The organism is Sphingopyxis sp. C-1 (genome assembly GCF_001047015.1).
Taxonomy (GTDB): domain Bacteria; phylum Pseudomonadota; class Alphaproteobacteria; order Sphingomonadales; family Sphingomonadaceae; genus Sphingopyxis.
This window is the reverse complement of the sequence record NZ_BBRO01000002.1, coordinates 38,539-58,117: the sequence shown is the minus strand read 5'-3', so window position 1 is coordinate 58,117 and position 19,579 is coordinate 38,539. Positions and strand designations below refer to the sequence as shown.

At 64.1% G+C, this 19,579-nt stretch carries 15 protein-coding genes; 14 read left to right on the top strand and 1 reads right to left on the bottom strand.

All coding sequences use genetic code 11. The annotated features are described in order from the left end of the window. Positions 1-329: 329 nt before the first annotated feature. From SC1_RS14990 to SC1_RS14930, 13 genes are all read left to right on the top strand, one after another. A complete protein-coding gene (locus tag SC1_RS14990) occupies positions 330-698 on the top strand; it encodes a BlaI/MecI/CopY family transcriptional regulator (protein WP_062184403.1) in 369 nt (122 codons plus the stop codon). Further along, positions 695-2,380 (top strand): M56 family metallopeptidase, encoded by a 1,686-nt coding sequence (locus tag SC1_RS14985; RefSeq protein WP_062184400.1) that lies wholly within the window; start codon positions 695-697, stop codon positions 2,378-2,380. Before SC1_RS14990 ends, SC1_RS14985 begins: the two co-directional genes overlap by 4 nt. A gap of 165 nt (positions 2,381-2,545) precedes the next feature. Further along, positions 2,546-3,463, top strand: coding sequence for an MBL fold metallo-hydrolase (locus tag SC1_RS14980; protein WP_062186777.1), 918 nt, complete (start codon positions 2,546-2,548; stop codon positions 3,461-3,463). Continuing rightward, positions 3,448-4,233, top strand: a complete 786-nt coding sequence (locus tag SC1_RS14975; RefSeq protein WP_062184397.1) for a hypothetical protein — start codon at positions 3,448-3,450, stop codon at positions 4,231-4,233. The genes SC1_RS14980 and SC1_RS14975 overlap by 16 nt, the downstream gene beginning before the upstream one ends. Next, positions 4,230-4,865, top strand: a complete 636-nt coding sequence (locus SC1_RS14970) for a DUF4230 domain-containing protein (RefSeq protein WP_062184394.1) — start codon at positions 4,230-4,232, stop codon at positions 4,863-4,865. Before SC1_RS14975 ends, SC1_RS14970 begins: the two co-directional genes overlap by 4 nt. Positions 4,866-4,931: 66 nt before the next feature. Continuing rightward, complete coding sequence (locus tag SC1_RS14965) at positions 4,932-5,642, top strand: hypothetical protein (protein ID WP_062184391.1); 711 nt, start codon at positions 4,932-4,934, stop codon at positions 5,640-5,642. A 71-nt stretch (positions 5,643-5,713) separates the two neighbouring features. Next, positions 5,714-6,703, top strand: coding sequence for a quinolinate synthase NadA (nadA, locus tag SC1_RS14960; protein ID WP_062184388.1), 990 nt, complete (start codon positions 5,714-5,716; stop codon positions 6,701-6,703). A gap of 127 nt (positions 6,704-6,830) precedes the next feature. After that, complete coding sequence (locus SC1_RS21630; protein ID WP_083435942.1) at positions 6,831-7,952, top strand: DUF2853 family protein; 1,122 nt, start codon at positions 6,831-6,833, stop codon at positions 7,950-7,952. Between the two features lie 1,055 nt (positions 7,953-9,007). Beyond that, the gene (locus SC1_RS14950) at positions 9,008-9,271 is read left to right on the top strand and encodes a GlsB/YeaQ/YmgE family stress response membrane protein (protein WP_062184385.1); all 264 of its coding nucleotides are present in this window, start codon (positions 9,008-9,010) and stop codon (positions 9,269-9,271) included. Between the two features lie 117 nt (positions 9,272-9,388). Beyond that, positions 9,389-9,661 carry a GlsB/YeaQ/YmgE family stress response membrane protein gene (locus SC1_RS14945; RefSeq protein ID WP_193749200.1) on the top strand — a complete coding sequence of 91 codons (273 nt, stop codon included), beginning with the start codon at positions 9,389-9,391 and terminating at the stop codon, positions 9,659-9,661. A gap of 311 nt (positions 9,662-9,972) precedes the next feature. Then, positions 9,973-11,139 (top strand): efflux RND transporter periplasmic adaptor subunit, encoded by a 1,167-nt coding sequence (locus SC1_RS14940; RefSeq protein ID WP_062184381.1) that lies wholly within the window; start codon positions 9,973-9,975, stop codon positions 11,137-11,139. Positions 11,140-11,187: 48 nt separating this feature from the next. After that, on the top strand, positions 11,188-14,604 hold the full coding sequence (locus SC1_RS14935; protein WP_062184379.1) for an efflux RND transporter permease subunit: 3,417 nt from the start codon (positions 11,188-11,190) through the stop codon (positions 14,602-14,604). Positions 14,605-14,674: 70 nt separating this feature from the next. Continuing rightward, positions 14,675-15,940 carry a DUF445 domain-containing protein gene (locus SC1_RS14930; protein WP_062184376.1) on the top strand — a complete coding sequence of 422 codons (1,266 nt, stop codon included), beginning with the start codon at positions 14,675-14,677 and terminating at the stop codon, positions 15,938-15,940. On the opposite strand, the gene SC1_RS14925 is transcribed toward SC1_RS14930, so the two are convergent. Next, entirely contained in the window at positions 15,937-16,728 is a 792-nt protein-coding gene (locus SC1_RS14925) for an NAD(P)-dependent oxidoreductase (RefSeq protein ID WP_062184373.1), read from the bottom strand. The genes SC1_RS14930 and SC1_RS14925 overlap by 4 nt on opposite strands. A 46-nt stretch (positions 16,729-16,774) precedes the next feature. On the opposite strand from SC1_RS14925, the gene pepN reads away from it, so the two are divergent. Beyond that, positions 16,775-19,366: an aminopeptidase N gene (pepN, locus tag SC1_RS14920; protein ID WP_062184370.1), complete on the top strand. Its 2,592-nt coding sequence runs from the start codon at positions 16,775-16,777 to the stop codon at positions 19,364-19,366. Positions 19,367-19,579 lie beyond the last annotated feature (213 nt).

Genomic DNA, 19,579 nt, shown 5'->3' with positions numbered 1-19,579 from the left:
CGTCTGCATTGGGGGCAAGTGGGGTTTTCCCGGGTGGGGGCAGGGGACATCAGGGACCAGACTGATGTCCCCCACCGCTCCATTGAGCGGAACACTCGGGAACATCTTATACCATACAATTGCCGTGCCATTTTACGGGGTTCGCGGATTTGGGCCCGAGACGCTGGTTAGCAATTCCTTACCGGCATCGCCCGATGTCAAATATTCCGACACATCAAGCAACGCATCCTGGCGGAGGGGTGGCCGTTCATCTTCGTTCAGGAAGCGTTCAGCCCATTGACTACATTTGTAGTCGCATCATATCGACAGTGCCAATGGGAGGGGTCCGCATGGCAGAACGAGCAAGCGATTCGGAGATGCAGGTGCTGTCGGCGCTGTGGGAGAAAGCCCCGCAGACAGCCGCCGACCTGACTTCGCGCATCGGCAAGATCAACGGCTGGACGCAGGCAACGGTGAAAACCTTGCTCGCGCGGCTTGTCCAAAAGGGCGCGGTCACGGCGGAAGCCGACGGACGGCGTTATCTCTATAGCCCTGCCATCGAACGCGCCGATGCCGTCGGCGAGGAATCGCAGCGCTTCGTCGACCGGTTGTTCGGCGGCCGCGTCAGCCCGCTGATCGCGCATCTCGCCGACCGCGAGGCGCTGACCGACACCGATATCGCCGAGATCGAAGCGCTCTTGAAGAAGCTCAAATCATGAGCGCCGCGATGTTGCTTCAGGCGTGGACCGATACGCTCGTCACGACGGGCATTCTCGTCCTTTTGATCCTGGTCATTCGAAAGCCGTTTGCGCGGCATTTCGGTCCGCGGCTGACATATGCCCTGTGGGCCGTGCCCGCGCTGCGGCTCGTGCTGCCGCCCTTGCCATTCGCCGACCCGGTGGTCGAGATGTCAGAGCAGGCGATCGCTACGGTCGTTGAAGTTCCAGTCGGCCTGCCCGTTGCGGCACCCGCACCGGTTGCCGAACCGCTCTGGTCGCTCGCCGACCTGATTCCGCTTTTCTTCGCGCTATGGGCAGTGGGAATGGTCGCCGTGCTGGCCACCGCGATGATCTCGCACGCGCGTTTTCGCCGTGCGGTGCTGGGCGAGGCGGTCGAACTCGAGCCGATCGGAAAGATCCGGCTGGTGATGTCCGATGCGGTCGACGGCCCCGTCGCCTTCGGCCTGTGGCGGCGCTATGTCGCCGTCCCGCACGATTTTTTTGCACGCTATGTTGCCGAAGAGCGCGCGCTCGCCATCGACCATGAACTGTCGCACCATCGCCATGGCGATCTGTGGGCGAACAGCGCGGCGCTCGTGCTGCTCGCCGCCCAATGGTTCAATCCCTTCGCCTGGCGCGCGATCCGCGCCTTTCGTTTCGATCAGGAGGCGGCATGCGACGCGCGCGTGCTGACGATGACCGACTGCGAAGAACGGGGCGAACGGACCGCGCGCTACGCCACTGCGATCGTGAAGGCCGCGGTCGGCCCGCGCCTGTCGCTCGCCGCGCCGATGGCGGTCCACGATAATCTGCAGGAGAGGCTGACGATGTTGACGCAGAAGGATATTTCGAAACAGCGCAGCCTGACCGGCCGGCTGCTGATCGGCGGCGCGACGCTCGCGATGCTGGCCACGACCGCGACGCTCGTCCCCGCCCGCGCGGCGAGGATCAGCGCCGAGATCACCGAAATGCCCGAACCGCCGGCTCCGCCGCCGCCTGTCGATGCGCCGCCTCCGCCCGAAGCGCCGCCGGCACCTGACGCGATGGTCTATACTTCGACCGGCGACGATGTGACCGAAAGCGTCACGACATCCGACGACGGAAAAAGACGCGAAGTGCACCGGATCGTCATCCGCAGTGACGGGGAGGGCGAGAAAGCGAAGACGGTGATGTTCGCCCCGGCCGACGGCAAGACGCCCAAGGCACGCCAGATCGAGGTGCGGACCCTGGGCAGCCTGTCGCGCGACGATGTGCTCGCGACGCTGAAAGAACAGGGGATCAGCGGCAAGCAGGCCGATGCCATTGCCGACAAGCTGGAAGCGAAGCGCAAGGAACGGCTCCGTACCGCGCTGGCGCCGATGCCGCCGCTGCCCCCCAAGGCACCCCGTCCGCCCGTAGCGTGGGCGCAGGCACAGGGCCATGCCGCCGCGGTTGCGCGCTGCGGTTCGGGGCAGGCGGCGCCGACGGTCGACCGCGAAGAAGTCATCGGCGGCAAGCGCAGCCGCTATGTCATGATCACATGTTCCGATGGTCCCGAGGCAAAGGCGCAGCATCTGTCGGCACTCAAGAAAGCGCGCGAAAGCTTCCGCGAGAGCAATAGCAACCTGTCTGACGCCATGCGCGCCAAGGTCGCAGCCGACCTCGACAAGGCGATCGCCGATATGGAGAAATCGGACCACTAGGTTCGAGCAGCTTCTACGCCGGTCTTTGCTCCCCGGTGGGGCCGGCGGCAGGGGCGGGAAAGGGGGCGGCCCATGTCGCTCCCTTTTTCACGTCCCTCACTTCTTGGGTGCGCTTTTTCGCGCCCATCCCTTTTCCTTCGTCGCGCGCGGTGCCACATGGGCGGCATGAGCGAAGAAAAGCCTTGGCCCGACAGCATCCACGCCGGCGAGTGCGAACAGCATGAGCCGCTGGTCCGCCGCGTGCTCGCGCCCAACCCGTCGCCCTATACCTTCACGGGAACCCAGACGTGGATCGTTGGGGCGGGCAGCGACGTCGCGGTGATCGATCCCGGCCCGACCGGATCGGGGCTCAGCATCGGCGACCCCGCCGATATCAACGGCGTGGGGCATGTCGACGCGATCCTGCGCGCGACCGCAGGCCAGCGCATCGCCGCGATCCTGTGCACCCACACCCACCGCGATCATAGTCCCGCGGCAGCGCCGCTGAAGGCGGCGACGGGCGCGCCGATCATCGGCTGCGCGCCGCTTGCCCTGTCCGACGACGGACCGCGCGCGGACTCGGCATTCGACACCGACTATGCCCCCGATCGCATCCTCACCGATGGCGAACGCATTTCGGGCGACGGCTGGACGTTGGAGGCAGTGGCAACCCCTGGGCATACCTCGAACCACCTCTGTTTCGGCCTGGTAGAGAGCGGCGCGCTGTTTACGGGCGATCATGTCATGGCCTGGTCGACAAGCGTCGTCAGTCCACCCGACGGCGATATGGCGGCCTATATGGCGAGCCTGACGAAGCTCTATGACCGCGACGACCGTGTCTATTACCCGGCACACGGCCCCGCGGTGACCAAGCCGCGACAACTGGTGCGCGGCATGCTTGGCCACCGCAAGCAGCGCGAGCGGCAAATCTTGCGGGAACTCGAAAAGGGGACAAGCGTCATCCCGGAGATGGTGAAGCATATGTATAAGGGACTGGATCCGCGGCTCACCGGTGCCGCCGGCCGCTCGGTGCTCGCGCATCTGATCGACCTCCAGACGCGCGGCGCGGTGCGCAACGATAATGACGAATGGATGCTCGCCTGATGCTGCTGCCGCTTTTGATCGCCGCCGCGCAGCCTGCCGCCGCGTCCGATCCCATCGTCATCGCGCTTGTCGCGGGCGAGGGTGACCGGAAATGCCTTCCCGACAAAAGCCTGTGCCTCGATGTGCCGGGCACGGATGCGGGCGACAGCAGCCTTGTCCTCTCGGCGCCGGACAATGGCGAAGGCGACGATCTCGCGCTGCCCTTTGCCCGGGGCGACGGACAGACGCTGAACCTGTGGCCGAATCTGATAGCGGTGCCTTCGCCGGAGGGCGCGGCGCCGGATTCCCGCCAATATCTGATGGGCGTTCTTGTCAGCGCAACCGCGATGTATTCGGGCGGCGGTGGCAACGGCAGCCGGCTGCACTTGCTTCGCCTTGACACGACGCCTTCGAACACGCGCCTCGGTGACGAGGTGCTCGATGTCGTTTGGGACAGCTCGCTGATGATCCGCGCCTGCTTTTCGGAGCAGGATATGAAGGACCGGCGCGAGGCGTGCCACGACGATTATAATTTCACCGGCGCACTGTCCGCCGGGCCGGCCGAGGCCGGCGAGCTTCCCGCATTGACATATCGTGCGGTCGCGACCGCCTATCCGCGTACATCGCGCCGGTCGCAAGACAACAGCGGCCAGCGCCTCAAAGCGGCCGACCTCGTTCATGAGAAGGACCCCGAGTGCAGCTACGAACGCACGCTGCGCTATAACCCCGCGACGTCGCGCTATGAAATGGACCGGCCGGCGCCCGATTGTTCGGATTATACGACCCCATGACCACGTCCCCCGCGCGCCTCGCCCCCCGCCTGATCCTGCTCGCCGCCGCGGCAATGCTGCTCGTCGCCGTCTGGTGGGCGATCGCGGCCTGGCAGGACTGGCAAAAGGGCTATGATCCCGAAACCGTCGTCGCGGCGAGCCTGCAGGGACTGCAGGAACAGAATGTCCTCGTTCCCTTCACCGCGCGCTATGTCGCGGTCGTGACCTCGACGCAGAGCCGGCTGGGGCTGAGCGCGAAGAAGACGCTGATCATGCCGGGGACGGTGCGCTACGAACTCGACCTCGGCAAACTCAAACAGTCCGATCTCGACTGGGATGCTACGACCAGCGCGCTCACCGTGACCTTGCCGCCGCTCCGGCTCGCAGGGCCCGAAATCGATATCGACGCGATCAGCGAATATCGCGACGGCGAGATATTGCTGACGCTAACCGATGCCGAACGCACGCTCGACGCCGCGAACCGCAAGCGCGCGCAGGAAGAACTGATCGCGCAGGCGAAGGGCGCGACGCCGATGCGGCTTGCGCAAGGTGCGGCACGCACCGCGGTCGAACAAAGCTTTGCGATGCCGCTGAAGGCAGCGGGGATCGATGCAAAGGTCACCGCGCGTTTCGCCGAAGCCCCGACTGGGTAAATCCCGGGCTTTCCGTCGTTTCAACGCTGCGTTATTCTCCCTCCGGGTCGGGCAGGGGGAACTCGCATGGCTAGCACCGCAGGCGGCGCCGCGCGCGCCGAGCTTTTTTGGCATCGCATGGCGATCGGCCTCGCAATCTTCATCGTTCTCGGTTTCCTGCAATTTGCGCTGAGGGGCTTCGTCGATCCGGTCGCGGCGCCCTTCTGGGTCCATCTGCACGGGGTCGCCATGTTGACATGGCTTGCGCTGCTGATCGTCCAGCCGACGCTCGTCTCGCGCGATAATCTCGCGCTTCATCGCAAACTCGGCTGGGCTGGCGCGGCGCTTGCGATGCTCATAACCTGTCTCGGCATTTTTACCGGCGTCGCGTCGCTCGTCCTGGGTCGCTTTCCGCCCTTTTTCACTCCGCCCTATTTCCTGGCATTGACGGCCGTGGAGTCGCTGGTCTTCGGCCTGATGGTATGGGCGGCGGTCCGCCGTCGGCACACAACTGCATGGCATCGGCGCCTGATGATCGGCGCGACGATCGTCATTCTCGAACCCGCGCTCGGCCGCATCCTGCCGATGCCGCTGATGATCGGCTGGTCGGATATTCCCATCGGACTGATCCAGCTTGGCGTCGTCGGCATCATCGCGCTCTACGATCGCCGCACGCTTGGCCGCGTCCATCCGGCGACAAAGGCGATCGCGGCGATTATCATCGCGGTCCGCGTCACCATCTACGTGCTGGCGATGACACCCCCCGTCATTGCGCTCGCGGAGCGGCTGGCCGGTTGATAGCCGAATTGCCCTGCGGCGGGCAGCGGTGTAGGGGGTGCGCCAAGGCTGAAGCCATATAAGGAAAAGCGATGACTGCTCCCGTTCGCGAGAATCTCTCGGGCCTCGACCTGCGCGCCGAAATCGAGCGCCTGCGCAAGGAGCGCAACGCCGTCATCCTCGCGCATTATTACCAGAAGCCGGAGATTCAGGATCTGGCCGATTTCGTCGGTGACTCGCTCGAACTATCGCGCAAGGCGGCCGACACCGACGCCGACGTCATCGCGTTCTGCGGCGTCAAGTTCATGGCGGAGACCGCGAAGATACTCAGCCCCGAAAAGACCGTGATCCTGCCCGACATGGATGCAGGGTGCAGCCTCGAGGATAGCTGCCCTCCCGAACAGTTTAAGCGTTTCCGCGAAGCGCACCCGAACCATATCGCGCTGACCTACATCAACTGCTCGGCAGCGGTGAAGGCACTCAGCGACATCATCGTCACCTCGTCGAGCGCCGAGACGATCATCAGTCAGATTCCCGAGGACCAGCCGATCATCTTCGGCCCCGACCGGCACCTCGGCGGCTATCTCAACCGCAAGTTCGGCCGCGAAATGCTGCTGTGGCCGGGCGTGTGCATCGTCCACGAAGCGTTCAGCGAAACCGAACTGATCAAGCTCAAGGCGCAGCATCCGGGCGCGCCGGTTGCAGCGCACCCCGAATGCCCGCCGCACATCGTCGACCACGCCGATTATGTCGGATCGACCAGCGGCATCCTGCAGTTCGCGAAGAGCTTTCCCGGCGACACGCTGATCGTCGCGACCGAGCCGCACATCATCCACCAGATGGAACTTGCGTTGCCCGAGAAGAATTTCATCGGCGCCCCCGGTGCCGACGGCAACTGCAACTGCAACATCTGCCCCTATATGGCGCTCAACACGATGGAAAAGCTCTACATCGCGCTGCGCGACCTCAAGCCGCAGATCGAGATGGAGGAAGGGCTCCGCCTCGCCGCGCGCAAGAGCCTCGACCGGATGCTCGAAATGGCTTCGGGAACGGTCGGCAAGGGCGATCTCGGCAAGCGATAACTTCCGATGTCCGGCCGCGATGTCGCATTCGCGAAAAATGATATAGGTTCCGCCTCCTAAGGCGCGAGTCTCGCCCCCCGTGCGAGCGTCTGACGGCGAATTCTTGCGTCTGGCAGGAGGTAATCGCATGGCAGAAGATTGGCTGGCGGATGTCAGGAAATATGTCGCGGACGCCGATGAGACGGTGGTGTCGGCGATCGTCAAATATCTCGGCATAGCGCTCAGAAACCGCGACTCCTCGCTCGTTTCCTTTTCCGACAAAAAGGAAACCGACCGCGTTCGCGAAAATTTCCTCAAAAAGAAGCTTGGGCTGACCGACGACGATGCCACGCTTGATGCAGCGATCGCAGGCGTCGGTGAACGGATGAAGGAAGACCGGACCAAGAACCGCGTCACCGTCTATTATCTCCTCGCGCAACATTTCGGCCTGCTCACGCTCTTTGGCGGCGCTGCGGGTGCGGCTGGTGCGGCGGGCGCTGCTGCCGGCTTCGCAGCCGTTGGCGGTACGGATGACGATTCGGGCAAGGATGATGACACGACATCGGCCGTTCCGCTCGCCGCCGCGGGTCTAGCCGGTGCGTCGGCCATTCCGGCTGCAGCGGCCCCGCCACCCGCTGCTTCGCCTGCTCCCGCACCGTCGGTGGCGGCTCCGGCTCCGTCGGCAGCCAGTCCGCAAACAGCCTATTCGGGCGGAGACGGAGACAGTGGGAAGGGGGGTGGGTTGGGGTGGCTGCCATGGCTTTTGCTGTTGCTGTTGCTCGCGGCGCTTTTGTTCTTTGGCCTGCGCTATTGTTCGAAGCAGGAGGCCGCGGTGGCCCCGGCCGCCGACGAGGCCGCGATCAGCGAGACCGTCGCGCCCACCGAACCGGCAACGGCCCCGGTCGCTGCCATCCCCGAGGGTTCCGGCGTCGTCGCGGCCGACCGCGAGGGCAAACCGATGCTGACGGTCTATTTCGATACGGGCAAATCGGAGGTGTCGAACGATCTGACGACCGCGGCATCGGCGGTGAAGGCCTATCTCGACGGCAACCCGGCGGCGACGATCGCGGTGTCGGGTTATAATGACCCGACGGGCAACGCGGCGGCCAACGCCGAATTGTCGAAGAATCGCGCCCAGAGCGTCAAGGCCGCGCTCGAGAAGCTCGGCTTCGCGGCCGACCGGGTCTTGCTCGAAAAGCCGGCCGAGGCGACGACCACGGGAACCGATAATTCGGCGGCGCGCCGTGTCGAGGTTACCGTGAAGGGCTGATCGCTCATCGAGCGTGAAGAAAGCGGGGCCCGCGGGTCCCGTTTTTTTTTGTTGAGTCGCGACTCGCAGGACCGAAAATCGACTCGGCCCGGGCCCCCCGCTTCGCGAGTCGGTCCCGATTTTGAATCCGAAAATGCTGCATCGCTGTTACAAAAATGCTGCGATGAATCCGCTTGTTGCTAATGCCGGACTTATCCACAAGCGCACGCGGTTCGGGCTGGGTTTTCGCGCATTTTTTGTTGGCGACCCGAAAGCTTCATGTCAGCTTCAAATCATCGGAAGACAGAGACGACAGACCACCGGGACATCAAGGGTAGTTGCAAGACTAGCCAGAAGAGAACGGACGGATTGACGAGGAACTCTAACGATAGTCTGGTCACGGAACGTAGCGATTCCCACGAGTTGATGCGAACCCGATCGGATACAGGAAATGCAGTCCATCGCTTGGGCAGCGACTGCTTCGGCAGACGCAGGAAGAGATGATGAAGGGCTTTCCAGGTGCGGCCGGCCCCCGAAAGGGGGCCGACCAAACCGTCGCCGGATTGTTCCGGCGTGCGCCGCAACGCATCGTTTTGCGGGCTGCTGATCGAAAGAGAAGCGGACCGGGATGAAGTGGAGCGGAGTGCGTGGGGCAAAGCCGGATAGTGGGGGTTGGCAGCGATGCCGGCCCCCATTTCGTTTGCGCATCGCGCCAAACGCCGCGCATCACGGTCCGCAACCGCAACCGCAACCGCAACCGCAACCGCAACCGCAACCGCAACCGCAACCGCAACCTGCCAGGCCCTGGCCCTGGACCCTCCATTTATTTTCGACCCTGTGACTTTCGTCACACCAGCGTCAAACGCGGCTGCTTAGTGGCGTCTTGCGACCCGGAGACGTTCCCGATCAGGAACCGATCCCCCTTTCCCGGCCGAGCTCACACGGGCCGGCTGGGAACCTTTCGCTTCCGAACGGCATTGTCTCGATATCGCTCAGGCGTTGTCCAGGCACGACCGGACGTTTCGATAATCGCCCGTCGCCGGCGTGTTCCCGGCCGGGCCAGGGAAGGGAAAAACATGGGTCTGATCATCACATTGATCGTCGGCGGCATCATTGGCTGGCTGGCGAGCATCGTCATGCGCACCGACGCGCAACAGGGCATCATTCTGAATATCGTTGTCGGGATCGTCGGCGCATTCCTCGGAAATTTCCTCGGCAGCTTCTTCGGCATGGGCGCCAGCCTCGACGCCTTCAGTCCGATAGGATTGCTCTGGGCCTTCATCGGCGCGGTGGTGCTTTTGGGTATAATCAACCTTTTCCGCCGTGGCAGCGTTCGCTGAAACGCAGGGCGGTCGAGAAATCCGCTTTCGCCATTTCACTAGGCGATTGCAGATATTTGAGTTAGCATCCTTGGGCCTGTTCTATCAGGCGCCATAATGATCGTAGGGGGTCAGAACATGATTGATTTCATTATCGCACTTGTCATGGGCGGCGTCATCGGCTGGCTTGCCAGCATCGTGATGCGCACCGATGCCCAGCAAGGCATCTTTCTGAACATCATTGTCGGTTGCGTCGGTTCAATCCTCGGCCGGCTGTTGCTCGGCGGTGTCTTCGGCGGCGGTCACCTGCGCGGCGACGCTTTCGATTGGCGGACGCTGGTAACGGCCTTCATTGGCGCGATCATCCTGCTCGCGATCGTAAACCTCATCAGGCGCGGCCGGGTTCGCTGATCGCCAACCGCCGGTCCGTCAAGCGATCGGCGCGATGAAAGGGGCGGCCGCCGCAAGGCGCGCCGCCCTTTTTCACGCCTGTAAACGCTGGAAATTGTACGAAGACAAGCCTATGAGCCGCGATCCGGGGCGCGGGGGGATGGCGAAGTTTCGCCTCTTGCCAGTGGTGATTTAATTAGGTAATACACCTCATACGGGATTTGATCCTGTCGTGCGGGGTTGAGGGGACAGGCGCGGTTGCGCCTGCCGCGCCGGTATGCCGCGCGAGACAGGGAGGATTAGGCGTGAACTACGAGCGGAAAGTGGAAGCGATGGACAGCCTGGCGGGCACGCAGAGCTATTATCAGGAGGCGGACGACAGCCGCCGCAAACGGACATTTCTGATCGTGGCGCTGGTGTTGATCGCGCTCGCGCTCGGCGCCACCTATTACGCCTTTACCCACGGCAAGGGCGCGGCTGATGCCGGAGGGCAGGGCGCGGCGGCGATCCCGAATGTCACCGTGGTCATTCCCGGCCGTGTGTCGGTCGAAGCAGTGATTTCCGCCAACGGCACGATCGCGGCACGTCGCGAAATGCCGGTCGGCGTCGCGGGCGAGGGCGGACAGGTCGTTCGCGTGCTCGTCGAGCCCGGCCAGTGGGTCGGCGCGGGACAGGCGCTGGCGGTCATCGATCGCTCGGTGCAGACGCAGCAGGCGGCGAGCCTCGCGGCATCGATCCGCGTTGCGCAGGCCGATGCCAATCTGGCGCAAGCCGAACTGGAACGCGCGCAGGCGCTTGTCGGACGCGGCTTCATCTCGAAAGCCGACATGGATCGCAAGCGCGCAACGCGCGATGCCGCCAATGCGCGCGTCCGTGTCGCGCAGGCGCAATATGGCGAGGCCACCGCACGCAACGAGCGCCTGAACATCGTCGCGCCCGCGGCAGGCCTGGTGCTGACGCGCCAGGTTGAACCGGGCCAGATCGTCGGCGCCGGCAGCGGCATCCTGTTCCGGATGGCGCGCGGCGGCGAGATGGAGATGCTGGCGCAAATGGCAGAGGCCGATCTGGCCCGCGTCAAGGTCGGTACGCGCGCGACGGTGACGCCGGTCGGCACCGATGCTCAGATTGCCGGGCAGGTCTGGCAGAAGTCGCCGGTGATCAACATGGATACCCGTCAGGGCACGGTCCGCATCGCGGTCCCGTACAGCGAGGCTTTGCGTCCGGGCGGTTTCGCCGACGCGCGGCTGATCGCGGGAACCGCCGAAGCTCCGCTGCTTCCCGAAAGCGCGGTGCAGAGCGGTCCCGAGGGCAATTTCGTGCTGATCGTCGATGCCAATAACGTCATCAAGCGGCAGCCGGTGAAGGTCGGCACCGTGACCGATGGCGGCGTGTCGATCGCGTCGGGCCTGACGGGCACCGAAAAGGTCGTGGCGCTGGCTGGCGCGTTCCTCAACCCTGGCGACAAGGTGAAGCCGGTGGTTCAGAAAACCTCGCAATAATCGGCCGAACGGCACGCATAGAGATTTAGTGCACAAGGGCGTTTGATCATGAGCTTTCGCAACATTTCCGCCTGGTGCATCCGCAATCCGGTGCCGCCGATCGTGATGTTCATTCTGTTGCTGTTGGCGGGCGTCGTCAGCTTCAACCGGATGGACGTGAACGACAATCCCGACGTCGAATTTCCGATGGTGCAGGTGGTCGTGGTCCAGCCCGGCGCAGCGCCGTCGGAGCTGGAGACGCAGGTTACCCAGCGCATCGAGGCTGCGGTACGCGCCGTCAGCGGTGTCGATGAACTTTCATCCTATGTGGGTGAGGGCAACAGCCGCACGATGGTGCAGTTCGCAATCGGTACCCCGATCGACCGCGCCTATAACGACGTCAATCAGGCCGTGCAGCAGATCCGCAGCGATCTGCCCGAAGGCATTCTTGAGCCGCAGGTCGTTCGCGTCGACGCCGCGGGCGGCCCGATTACCTATTTCGCGGTCGAAACGTCCGACATGACGCTCGAACAATTGAGCTGGTTCGTCGACAACACGGTCGCGAAGGAACTGCTTTCGATCCCCGGCATGGCGAAGGTCAGCCGTTCGGGCGGCGTCAATCGCGAAATCCGCGTCATCCTCGATCCCGCACGCATGCAAAGCTATGGCCTGACGGCGAGTCAGTTGAACCAGCAACTGCGGCAAGTGAACGTCAATGCCGCGGGTGGGCGCACCGAAATCGCCGGTTCCGAACAGGCGGTACGCGTGCTCGGTAACGCCGAAAACGCTTTCCAGCTCGGCGAAACGCGCATCTCGATCGGCAACGGCCGCACCATCCGCCTCGCCGATGTCGCGAAGGTCACCGATGGCTATGCCGAGCAGCGCAACCTTGCGAAGATCGAGGGCAAGCAGGTGCTTTCTTTCTCGATCGAGAAGGCGAAGGGCTCGTCGGACGTCACGATCCACGACGAGACGATGAAGAAACTCGCCGAGATCAAGAAGTCGAACCCGCAGGTCGAATTCAAGATCCTGTTCACGCGGACCGAATATACGAAGGAACAATATCGCAGCTCGATGCTGGCGATGATCGAAGGCGCGGTGCTCGCCGTCGTCGTCGTGTTCCTCTTCCTGCGCGACTGGCGTGCGACGTTGATCAGCGCGCTCGCGATCCCGCTGTCGGCAATCCCGACCTTCTGGTTCATGGACCTGATGGGCTTTTCGCTGAACGGGCTGTCGCTGCTCGCATTGAGCTTGGTGGCCGGCGTGCTCGTCGACGACGCGATCGTCGAGATCGAGAATATCGTCCGACACATGCGCATGGGCAAGACCGCCTATCAGGCGTCGATCGACGCGGCCGACGAAATCGGCCTGGCGGTCGTCGCGACGACGATGTCGATCGTCGCAGTGTTCCTGCCCGTCGCATTGATGCCGGGGGTTTCGGGCCAGTTCTTCATCCAGTTCGGCCTGACCGTCGTATTCGCGGTGCTCGTCAGCCTTGCGGTCGCGCGTATGATCACGCCGATGATCGCCGCCTATTTCCTGTCGGCGCAGGGCGAGCAGGACCATGCGTCCGGCCCATGGGTCGACCGTTATGAGCGCATCCTTGCCTGGACGCTCGACAATCGAAAGCATCATGCGGTGCGTGCGCGTTACGAGGCGCACCCGACGAAGCTTGCCTATCTGGCGGTTCCGCTGATCCTTGCCGGGCTGTCGGTGCTCTACGCAATCTATGCCTATTTCCAGCCGGTGCCGATCGGGCAGGACAAGCCCAATACGGCGATGTACTTCCTGCTGAAGACGCCGGTCGAAGCAATCATGACCTATCTGGGCGTCGCCTTGCTCATCATCCTGCTCGGTGCGCTTGCCTGGGTGGTGGGGGTGCGTGGGCCGGGCATCACCAACTGGGCGAAGTTCATGGTCCAGCGCGCCTGGGCGCGCCTGTTCGACCATCGCGTCTGGATCGTCGGCATCGGCGTCCTGTCGCTGGGGCTGAGCGTTGTGTTGCTGATGATCCTGCCGCAGCAGTTCCAGCCGACGATCAACAGCGACTATAGCCAGATCCGTTATGAACTGCCGCCGGGTTCGACGCTGGCGCAGAGCGAGCATATCTCGAACCAGATCAACGCGATCCTGGCAAAGGACAAGACTGTCGCAAACGCCTTTTACGAAGTGAATGTCGGCGACGGCGGTGTCTATATCACGCTGAAGAAGGACCGCGAGGTCACCAGTGTAGATTGGGAACGCAGCCTGCAGCCCAAAATGGCGGCGATCCCCGACGCGCGCGTGAATTTCCAGAGCCAGTCGGGCGGTTTCTCGGGACGCGACATCACTTTCGTGATCGGCGGCGACGATCCGGTCGCGCTCGAAAAACATGCGCGCCTGATCGTGTCGCAGATGGAAAAGTTGAAGGAACTTCGCGGTTCGCGGATCGAGGGTGATATCCCGCGTCCCGAAATCATCGTGACGCCCCGGCTCGATCTCGCTGCCGAACTCGGCGTGACGACCTCGTCGCTCAGTCAGACGATCCGCATCGCGACACTCGGCGACATCGATCAGAACGCCGCGAAATTCTCGCTGTCGGATCGCCAGATCCCGATCCGCGTGCTGCTGTCCGAAGATTCGCGCCGCAACCTTGCGACGATCGAGAATCTGCCCGTGCCGACTGCGCGCGGAACGACGGTGCCGCTGAAATCGGTCGCGGTGATCGGTTTCGGTGCCGGGCCGACCGAGCTGCGCCGGTACAACCAGACGCGGCGCATCGTGATCGGTGCCGACCTGGCGCCGGGGCTGGTGACGGGTGACGCGCAGAAAAAGATCGATGCGCTGCCCGCGGTCAAGACGATGCCGCAGGGCATCCGCAAGGTGATCCAGGGCGATGCCAAGTGGCAGGCCGAACTGATCACCAACTTCATGATCGCTGTCGTCTCCGGACTCCTGCTCGTCTTCTCGACGCTAGTGCTGCTCTATCGCCGATTCCTGTCGCCGCTGGTCAACATGTCGTCGTTGCTGCTCGCGCCGCTGGGCGGGCTGCTCGGCCTCTGGATCACCGGCATGGAAGTCTCGATGCCCGTCTATATCGGCCTGCTCATGCTGCTCGGTATCGTCGCCAAAAACTCGATCCTGCTCGTCGATTTCGCGATCGAGGAGATGGACCATGGCGTCGAGAAGGATGCCGCGCTGCTCGATGCCGGGCGCAAGCGCGCGCAGCCGATCGTCATGACGACGGTCGCGATGGTCGCGGGCATGGTGCCGACCGCGCTGTCGCTGTCGGGCGACGGTGCCTGGCGACAGCCGATGGGCGTCGTCGTGATCGGGGGCCTGATCCTGTCGACCATGCTCACATTGCTCATCGTTCCGGCGGGCTTCAGCCTTGCCGACAGCATCGAAAAGCGCCTTGGCCGCTTCTTCTCGAGCAACCTGCTCACCTATCGGAAGGGCGACGATACGAAACCGCACGGGGCGCCGACCCCCGAACCGGCGGAGTAATGGGGATCGGCCGGCGCGGTAAGCCACTGCGCCGGTTGCAACCTTTGCGGCATTTCGCCATTTGGTTTGCATGACCGACCGCACGCTCTCCCTGCCGATTGGTGTCGCCATTCCGGCCAGAGCATCGAACATTCGCGTCGTTGCGACGGGCTTGCTCGTCGTCATGGCCTTTGTCTTCATCGGCGCGAAATATTTTCAGGACGTCAATCCGGCGATCGGCTTTCTCCGCGCCTTTGCCGAGGCGGCGATGGTCGGTGGGCTTGCCGACTGGTTCGCGGTCACCGCCCTGTTCCGCCACCCGATGGGGCTGCCGATCCCGCACACCGCCATCGTTCCGCGCAACAAGAACCGCATCGGCGACACGCTCGCGCGCTTTCTGCTCACCAATTTCCTGCTGCCGCGCCTGATTGCACGCAAGATGCAAGCGGTCGACGTCGCGGGCGCGGTCGGCAAATTCCTGTCCGAACCGGGCGAGGGCGGCGGGCGGCTTCGCCTCGGTGCGTCGCGCATCATTGCCGACGGCCTTGGCGCACTCGATCAGCAGCGTCTGGGCGGCATGGTCAAATCGGCGATCGCCGATCGCTTGCGCGAACTCGACGTCGCGCCCCTGCTTGGACAGGCGCTGCAGGCGGCGCTGGCCGAGGGGCGGCATCAACCGCTTTTGGATGCGATGGTCAAATGGGGGTCGAAGACGCTCGAACTCAACGAGCATCTGATCCACCAGATGGTGCACGACAATTCGAACGCGATCGTGCGCTTCACCGGGCTGGACGAAAGCATCTCGAACCGCATCGTCGCGGGCCTGTCGAAGCTGCTCAGCGAAATGGCGGTCGACGAAACGCACCCGCTGCGCATCCGTGTCGAGGAAGGGCTCGCCAAGATGGCGCTCGACCTGCAGCACGACCCCGAAGTGAAGGCGAAGGTCGCGAAGGTTCGTGACGAGTTGCTCGAAAACAAGGCGGTCAAGCGCTGGCTCGACGGCCTGTGGGAACAGGGCCGCACCGCGCTGCTCAAGGCCGCGCGCAACCCCGACACGATGCTCGCCGGCCGCATCGGCGAACTCGTCACGCAGTTCGGCGCGATGCTTGGCGAGGATGCGGGGATCAAGCGCACGCTCAACCGCTACGCCCGCCGCGCCGTCGTCGGCATGGTCGACAGCTATGGCGAAACCGCGCTCAAGCTGGTGTCGGACACGATCCGCGGCTGGGATGCGAAGACGATCACCGACCGGCTTGAAAATGCTGTCGGCGACGACCTGCAATATATCCGTATCAACGGCACGCTCGTCGGCGGCCTGGTCGGCGTGCTGATCCACACGGTCGACGTGCTGATCTAGGCGCTCGCCGCCAGCCCCTCACGAAAGGTCGGATAGCGCGGCGCCCAGCCGAGCAGCCGCTTCGCCTTGCCGTTCGCCACACGGCGATTCTCGGCATAGAAAGCGCGAGCGGCGGGCGACAGGCCGGCTTCGCCGAGCGATTGCAGCGGCGGCAATGGCGCACCGAGCATTGTGCAGCCCCATTCGACGAGCCGGTTCTGATGGCAGGGTTCGTCGTCGGCGAGGTTATAGACGCCCGCTTGCCCGCGGAACGACGCCATGACGCCGCCCGCGATATCGTCGATATGAATCCGGCTGAAGACCTGGCTGGGCACGTCGATGCGGTGCGCGCGGCCTTCGGCGATGCGCCCGAGGATCGAGCGGCCGGGTCCGTAGATGCCCGGAAGGCGAAATATGCGAACGTCGCTGCGCAAGTCCCGCCATGCCGCGTCTGCCGCATTGCGATCCGCGCGGCGGCCCTTGATCGGCGCGCTTTCGTCGACCCACGCGCCACCCGTATCGCCATAGACGCCGGTCGAGGAGAGATAGCCGGTCCATATCGAGGCGGAGAGGGCGATCGCCTCGCCATAGCGGGCGAGGACGGGGTCTACCCCTTCGACGGGCGGCACCGACGACAGGATATGCGTCGCCTCGCGAACCGCACGCCGCACGGCGATCTCATTGTCGAACGCGATGCTGCCCTCGCGGCCGTCGCGTGTCGTCCCCGCCACGTCCCAGCCACGCGCGCGCAAGCGTCCGGCGAGGTGGCTCGCGGCATAGCCCATTCCGAAAATCAGCATCTGTCCCATCGCGCGCCTTATTGCGCGTCGGCGGCGCTGTGCCTAGATCGATCGGATGACCGACGCTTCCTCTACGCCCGCCATTCCCGTCACCATCTATCGCAGCGACTATCGCGCGCCCGAATGGCAGATCCCCGACATCGCGCTCGATTTCGCGCTGGGGATCGACGCGACGAAGGTCCGCGCGACGCTGTCGGTGGTGCGCGATGCCGATGCGCCGGTGCCGCTGCTGCTGCGCGGCGACGGGCTGACTGCGGCGGCGGTACGCGTCGATGGCGAGGTATGGAACGACTGGCGGATGGACGGCGGCGACCTGGTCGTTGATCTCGGCGAACGGACCGCGGCGACGGTCGAGGTCGATACGGTGATCGACCCCGCATCGAATACGCAGCTTTCGGGGCTTTATGCATCGGGCGGCCTGCTCTGCACCCAGTGCGAGGCCGAGGGCTTTCGCCGCATCACTTTTCATCCCGACCGCCCCGATGTGCTCAGCCGCTACAAGGTGCGGATGCAGGGCGACAAGGCGGCGTTCCCGATCCTGCTGTCGAACGGAAATTGCATCGATCAGGGCGAAGCGGGGAGCGATCATTGGGCGCTGTGGGAAGACCCCTGGCCGAAACCCTCCTATCTGTTCGCGCTCGTCGCCGGCGACCTTGTCGTCAACAAGGATAGCTTCACGACGATGTCGGGTCGCAAGGTCGAACTGGGCATCTGGGTTCGCGGCGGCGATCAGGATCGCACCGGCCACGCGATGCAGGCGCTGAAGGACAGCATGAAATGGGACGAGGAGGTCTATGGCCGCGAATATGACCTCGACCTGTTCAACATCGTCGCGGTCAGCGATTTCAACATGGGGGCGATGGAGAACAAGGGCCTCAACATCTTCAACACCCGCTATATCCTTGCCGACCCCGACACCGCGACCGACGTCGATTATGATGGTGTCGAGGGCGTCGTCGCGCACGAATATTTCCACAATTGGTCGGGCAATCGCGTCACCTGTCGCGACTGGTTCCAGCTCAGCCTGAAAGAGGGTTTCACCGTCTTTCGCGACCAGAATTTCTCCGCCGATATGGGCTCGCCGCCGGTCAAGCGGATCGAGGATGTCCGCCTTCTCCGCGCCGCGCAATTCCCCGAGGATGCGGGGCCGCTCGCGCATCCGATCCGCCCCGACAGCTTTCAGGAAATCTCGAATTTCTATACCGCGACCATCTATAACAAGGGCGCCGAGATCATCCGCATGATGGCGACGATGGTCGGACCCGAACGCTTCCGCAAAGGCACCGACCTCTATTTCGACCGTCACGACGGCGAGGCAGCGACGTGCGAGGATTTCGTGCGCGCGATCGAGGACGGCGCGGACATCGACCTCGCGCAGTTTCGCCGCTGGTACGAACAGGCGGGGACACCGCGGCTGAAGCTTTCGCTGGTCGAAGAGGCTGGCGACTGGTCGCTCGATATCGTGCAGATGGTGCCGCCGACGCCCGGCCAGCCGGAGAAACAGCCGATGATGCTGCCGCTGCGCCTGGCTGCCTTTGCGATGGACGGCAGCGGCGACGCGCTTGCCGACACGCTGGTCACGGTAACCGGCGCAACACAGCGTGTCACGCTTGGACAATTTGCGGCGCGCCCGGCGCTGTCGGTCAACCGCACTTTCTCCGCACCGATCATCGTCGATTTCGAACGTGGCCCCGGCGAACTCGCCTGGCTGGCCGCGCATGACGATGATCCGTTCGCGCGCTACGAAGCGTTGCAGCAGCTCATGCTCGACACGCTTGTCGCCGCGGTATCGGGTGAGGCGGGCGACCGCCGCGCGGTGATCGACGCCGTCGGGCAGACGCTCGCGGGGGCGGCCAGCGATCCGGCTTTCGTTGCCGAAGCGGTGCTGCTGCCCAGCGAAGCTTTCATCGGCGACCAGATGCTCACCGTCGATCCCGACGCGATCCGCCGCGAACGGCTCGCGTTGCAGGCGGCGATCGGCACCGCGCTCGAAAGCGAATGGCGGTCCATCCTTGCCGGCAAGGCGCCGCCCGCGACCGACCTATCGCGCAAGGCCAAGGGCGGCCGCCGCCTGCGCGGCGTTGCGCTTGCCTATCTCGCAGCCACCGGGGCGGACGATGCGCCCGCGCTTGCGTTCGACATCTTCTCCAATGCCGACGGCATGACCGAACGGCAGGCGGCATTGGCGACGCTCGCGCACGGCGACAGCGATGAGCGTGCTCATGCGCTCGACATCTTCTATCAACGCTATCGCGACAATCCGCTCGTGCTCGACAAATGGTTCCAGGTACAGGCGTGGTCGCTGCGTTCCGACACGGTCGATGCGGTGAAGGGCCTTGCGCAGCATCCCGATTTCACGTTGGCGAACCCGAACCGCGTCCGCTCGCTCTATGGTGCGCTGACGGGCAATCAGGCGGCGTTCCATCGTGCCGATGGTGCGGGCTACCGGTTGATCGCCGATCTCGTCATCGCGCTCGATCCGAAGAACCCGCAGACCGCGGCAAAGATGATCCCCCCGCTCGGCCGCTGGAAACGTTTCGGCGACGCGCGGCAGGCGCTGATGCGCGCCGAACTCGAACGCATCCTCGCGCAGCCCGGCCTGTCGCGCGACGTGACCGAACAGGCGTCGAAGAGCCTTTTGGGTTGATGTCCGGCAGGCGGTGGGGAGCTGTCTTGCGTTTACCCCACTTCCGTCATCCCGGGCTTGACCCGGGATGACGAGGAAAGATAGCGCGGCAATCGGTCGGTTCCCGTCATTCCATCCAGATTGGCGGTGAACGGCGGATATGAGGTGGAGAGCGGACGTTGCGTCACCCCACTTCGTCATCCCGGGCTTGACCCGGGATCCCGCTTTTTGACG

Excerpts from the sequence above, each read along its gene's own strand:
- pepN (WP_062184370.1), top strand. The coding sequence starts at position 16,775 with ATGACCGACGCTTCCTCTACGCCCGCCATTCCCGTCACCATCTATCGC.
- SC1_RS14975 (WP_062184397.1), top strand. The coding sequence starts at position 3,448 with ATGGATGCTCGCCTGATGCTGCTGCCGCTTTTGATCGCCGCCGCGCAG.
- SC1_RS21630 (WP_083435942.1), top strand. The coding sequence starts at position 6,831 with ATGGCAGAAGATTGGCTGGCGGATGTCAGGAAATATGTCGCGGACGCC.
- SC1_RS14985 (WP_062184400.1), top strand. The coding sequence starts at position 695 with ATGAGCGCCGCGATGTTGCTTCAGGCGTGGACCGATACGCTCGTCACG.
- SC1_RS14980 (WP_062186777.1), top strand. The coding sequence starts at position 2,546 with ATGAGCGAAGAAAAGCCTTGGCCCGACAGCATCCACGCCGGCGAGTGC.
- nadA (WP_062184388.1), top strand. The coding sequence starts at position 5,714 with ATGACTGCTCCCGTTCGCGAGAATCTCTCGGGCCTCGACCTGCGCGCC.
- SC1_RS14990 (WP_062184403.1), top strand. The coding sequence starts at position 330 with ATGGCAGAACGAGCAAGCGATTCGGAGATGCAGGTGCTGTCGGCGCTG.
- SC1_RS14925 (WP_062184373.1), bottom strand. The coding sequence starts at position 16,728 with ATGGGACAGATGCTGATTTTCGGAATGGGCTATGCCGCGAGCCACCTC.
- SC1_RS14965 (WP_062184391.1), top strand. The coding sequence starts at position 4,932 with ATGGCTAGCACCGCAGGCGGCGCCGCGCGCGCCGAGCTTTTTTGGCAT.
- SC1_RS14950 (WP_062184385.1), top strand. The coding sequence starts at position 9,008 with ATGGGTCTGATCATCACATTGATCGTCGGCGGCATCATTGGCTGGCTG.
- SC1_RS14930 (WP_062184376.1), top strand. The coding sequence starts at position 14,675 with ATGACCGACCGCACGCTCTCCCTGCCGATTGGTGTCGCCATTCCGGCC.
- SC1_RS14945 (WP_193749200.1), top strand. The coding sequence starts at position 9,389 with ATGATTGATTTCATTATCGCACTTGTCATGGGCGGCGTCATCGGCTGG.
- SC1_RS14970 (WP_062184394.1), top strand. The coding sequence starts at position 4,230 with ATGACCACGTCCCCCGCGCGCCTCGCCCCCCGCCTGATCCTGCTCGCC.
- SC1_RS14935 (WP_062184379.1), top strand. The coding sequence starts at position 11,188 with ATGAGCTTTCGCAACATTTCCGCCTGGTGCATCCGCAATCCGGTGCCG.
- SC1_RS14940 (WP_062184381.1), top strand. The coding sequence starts at position 9,973 with ATGGACAGCCTGGCGGGCACGCAGAGCTATTATCAGGAGGCGGACGAC.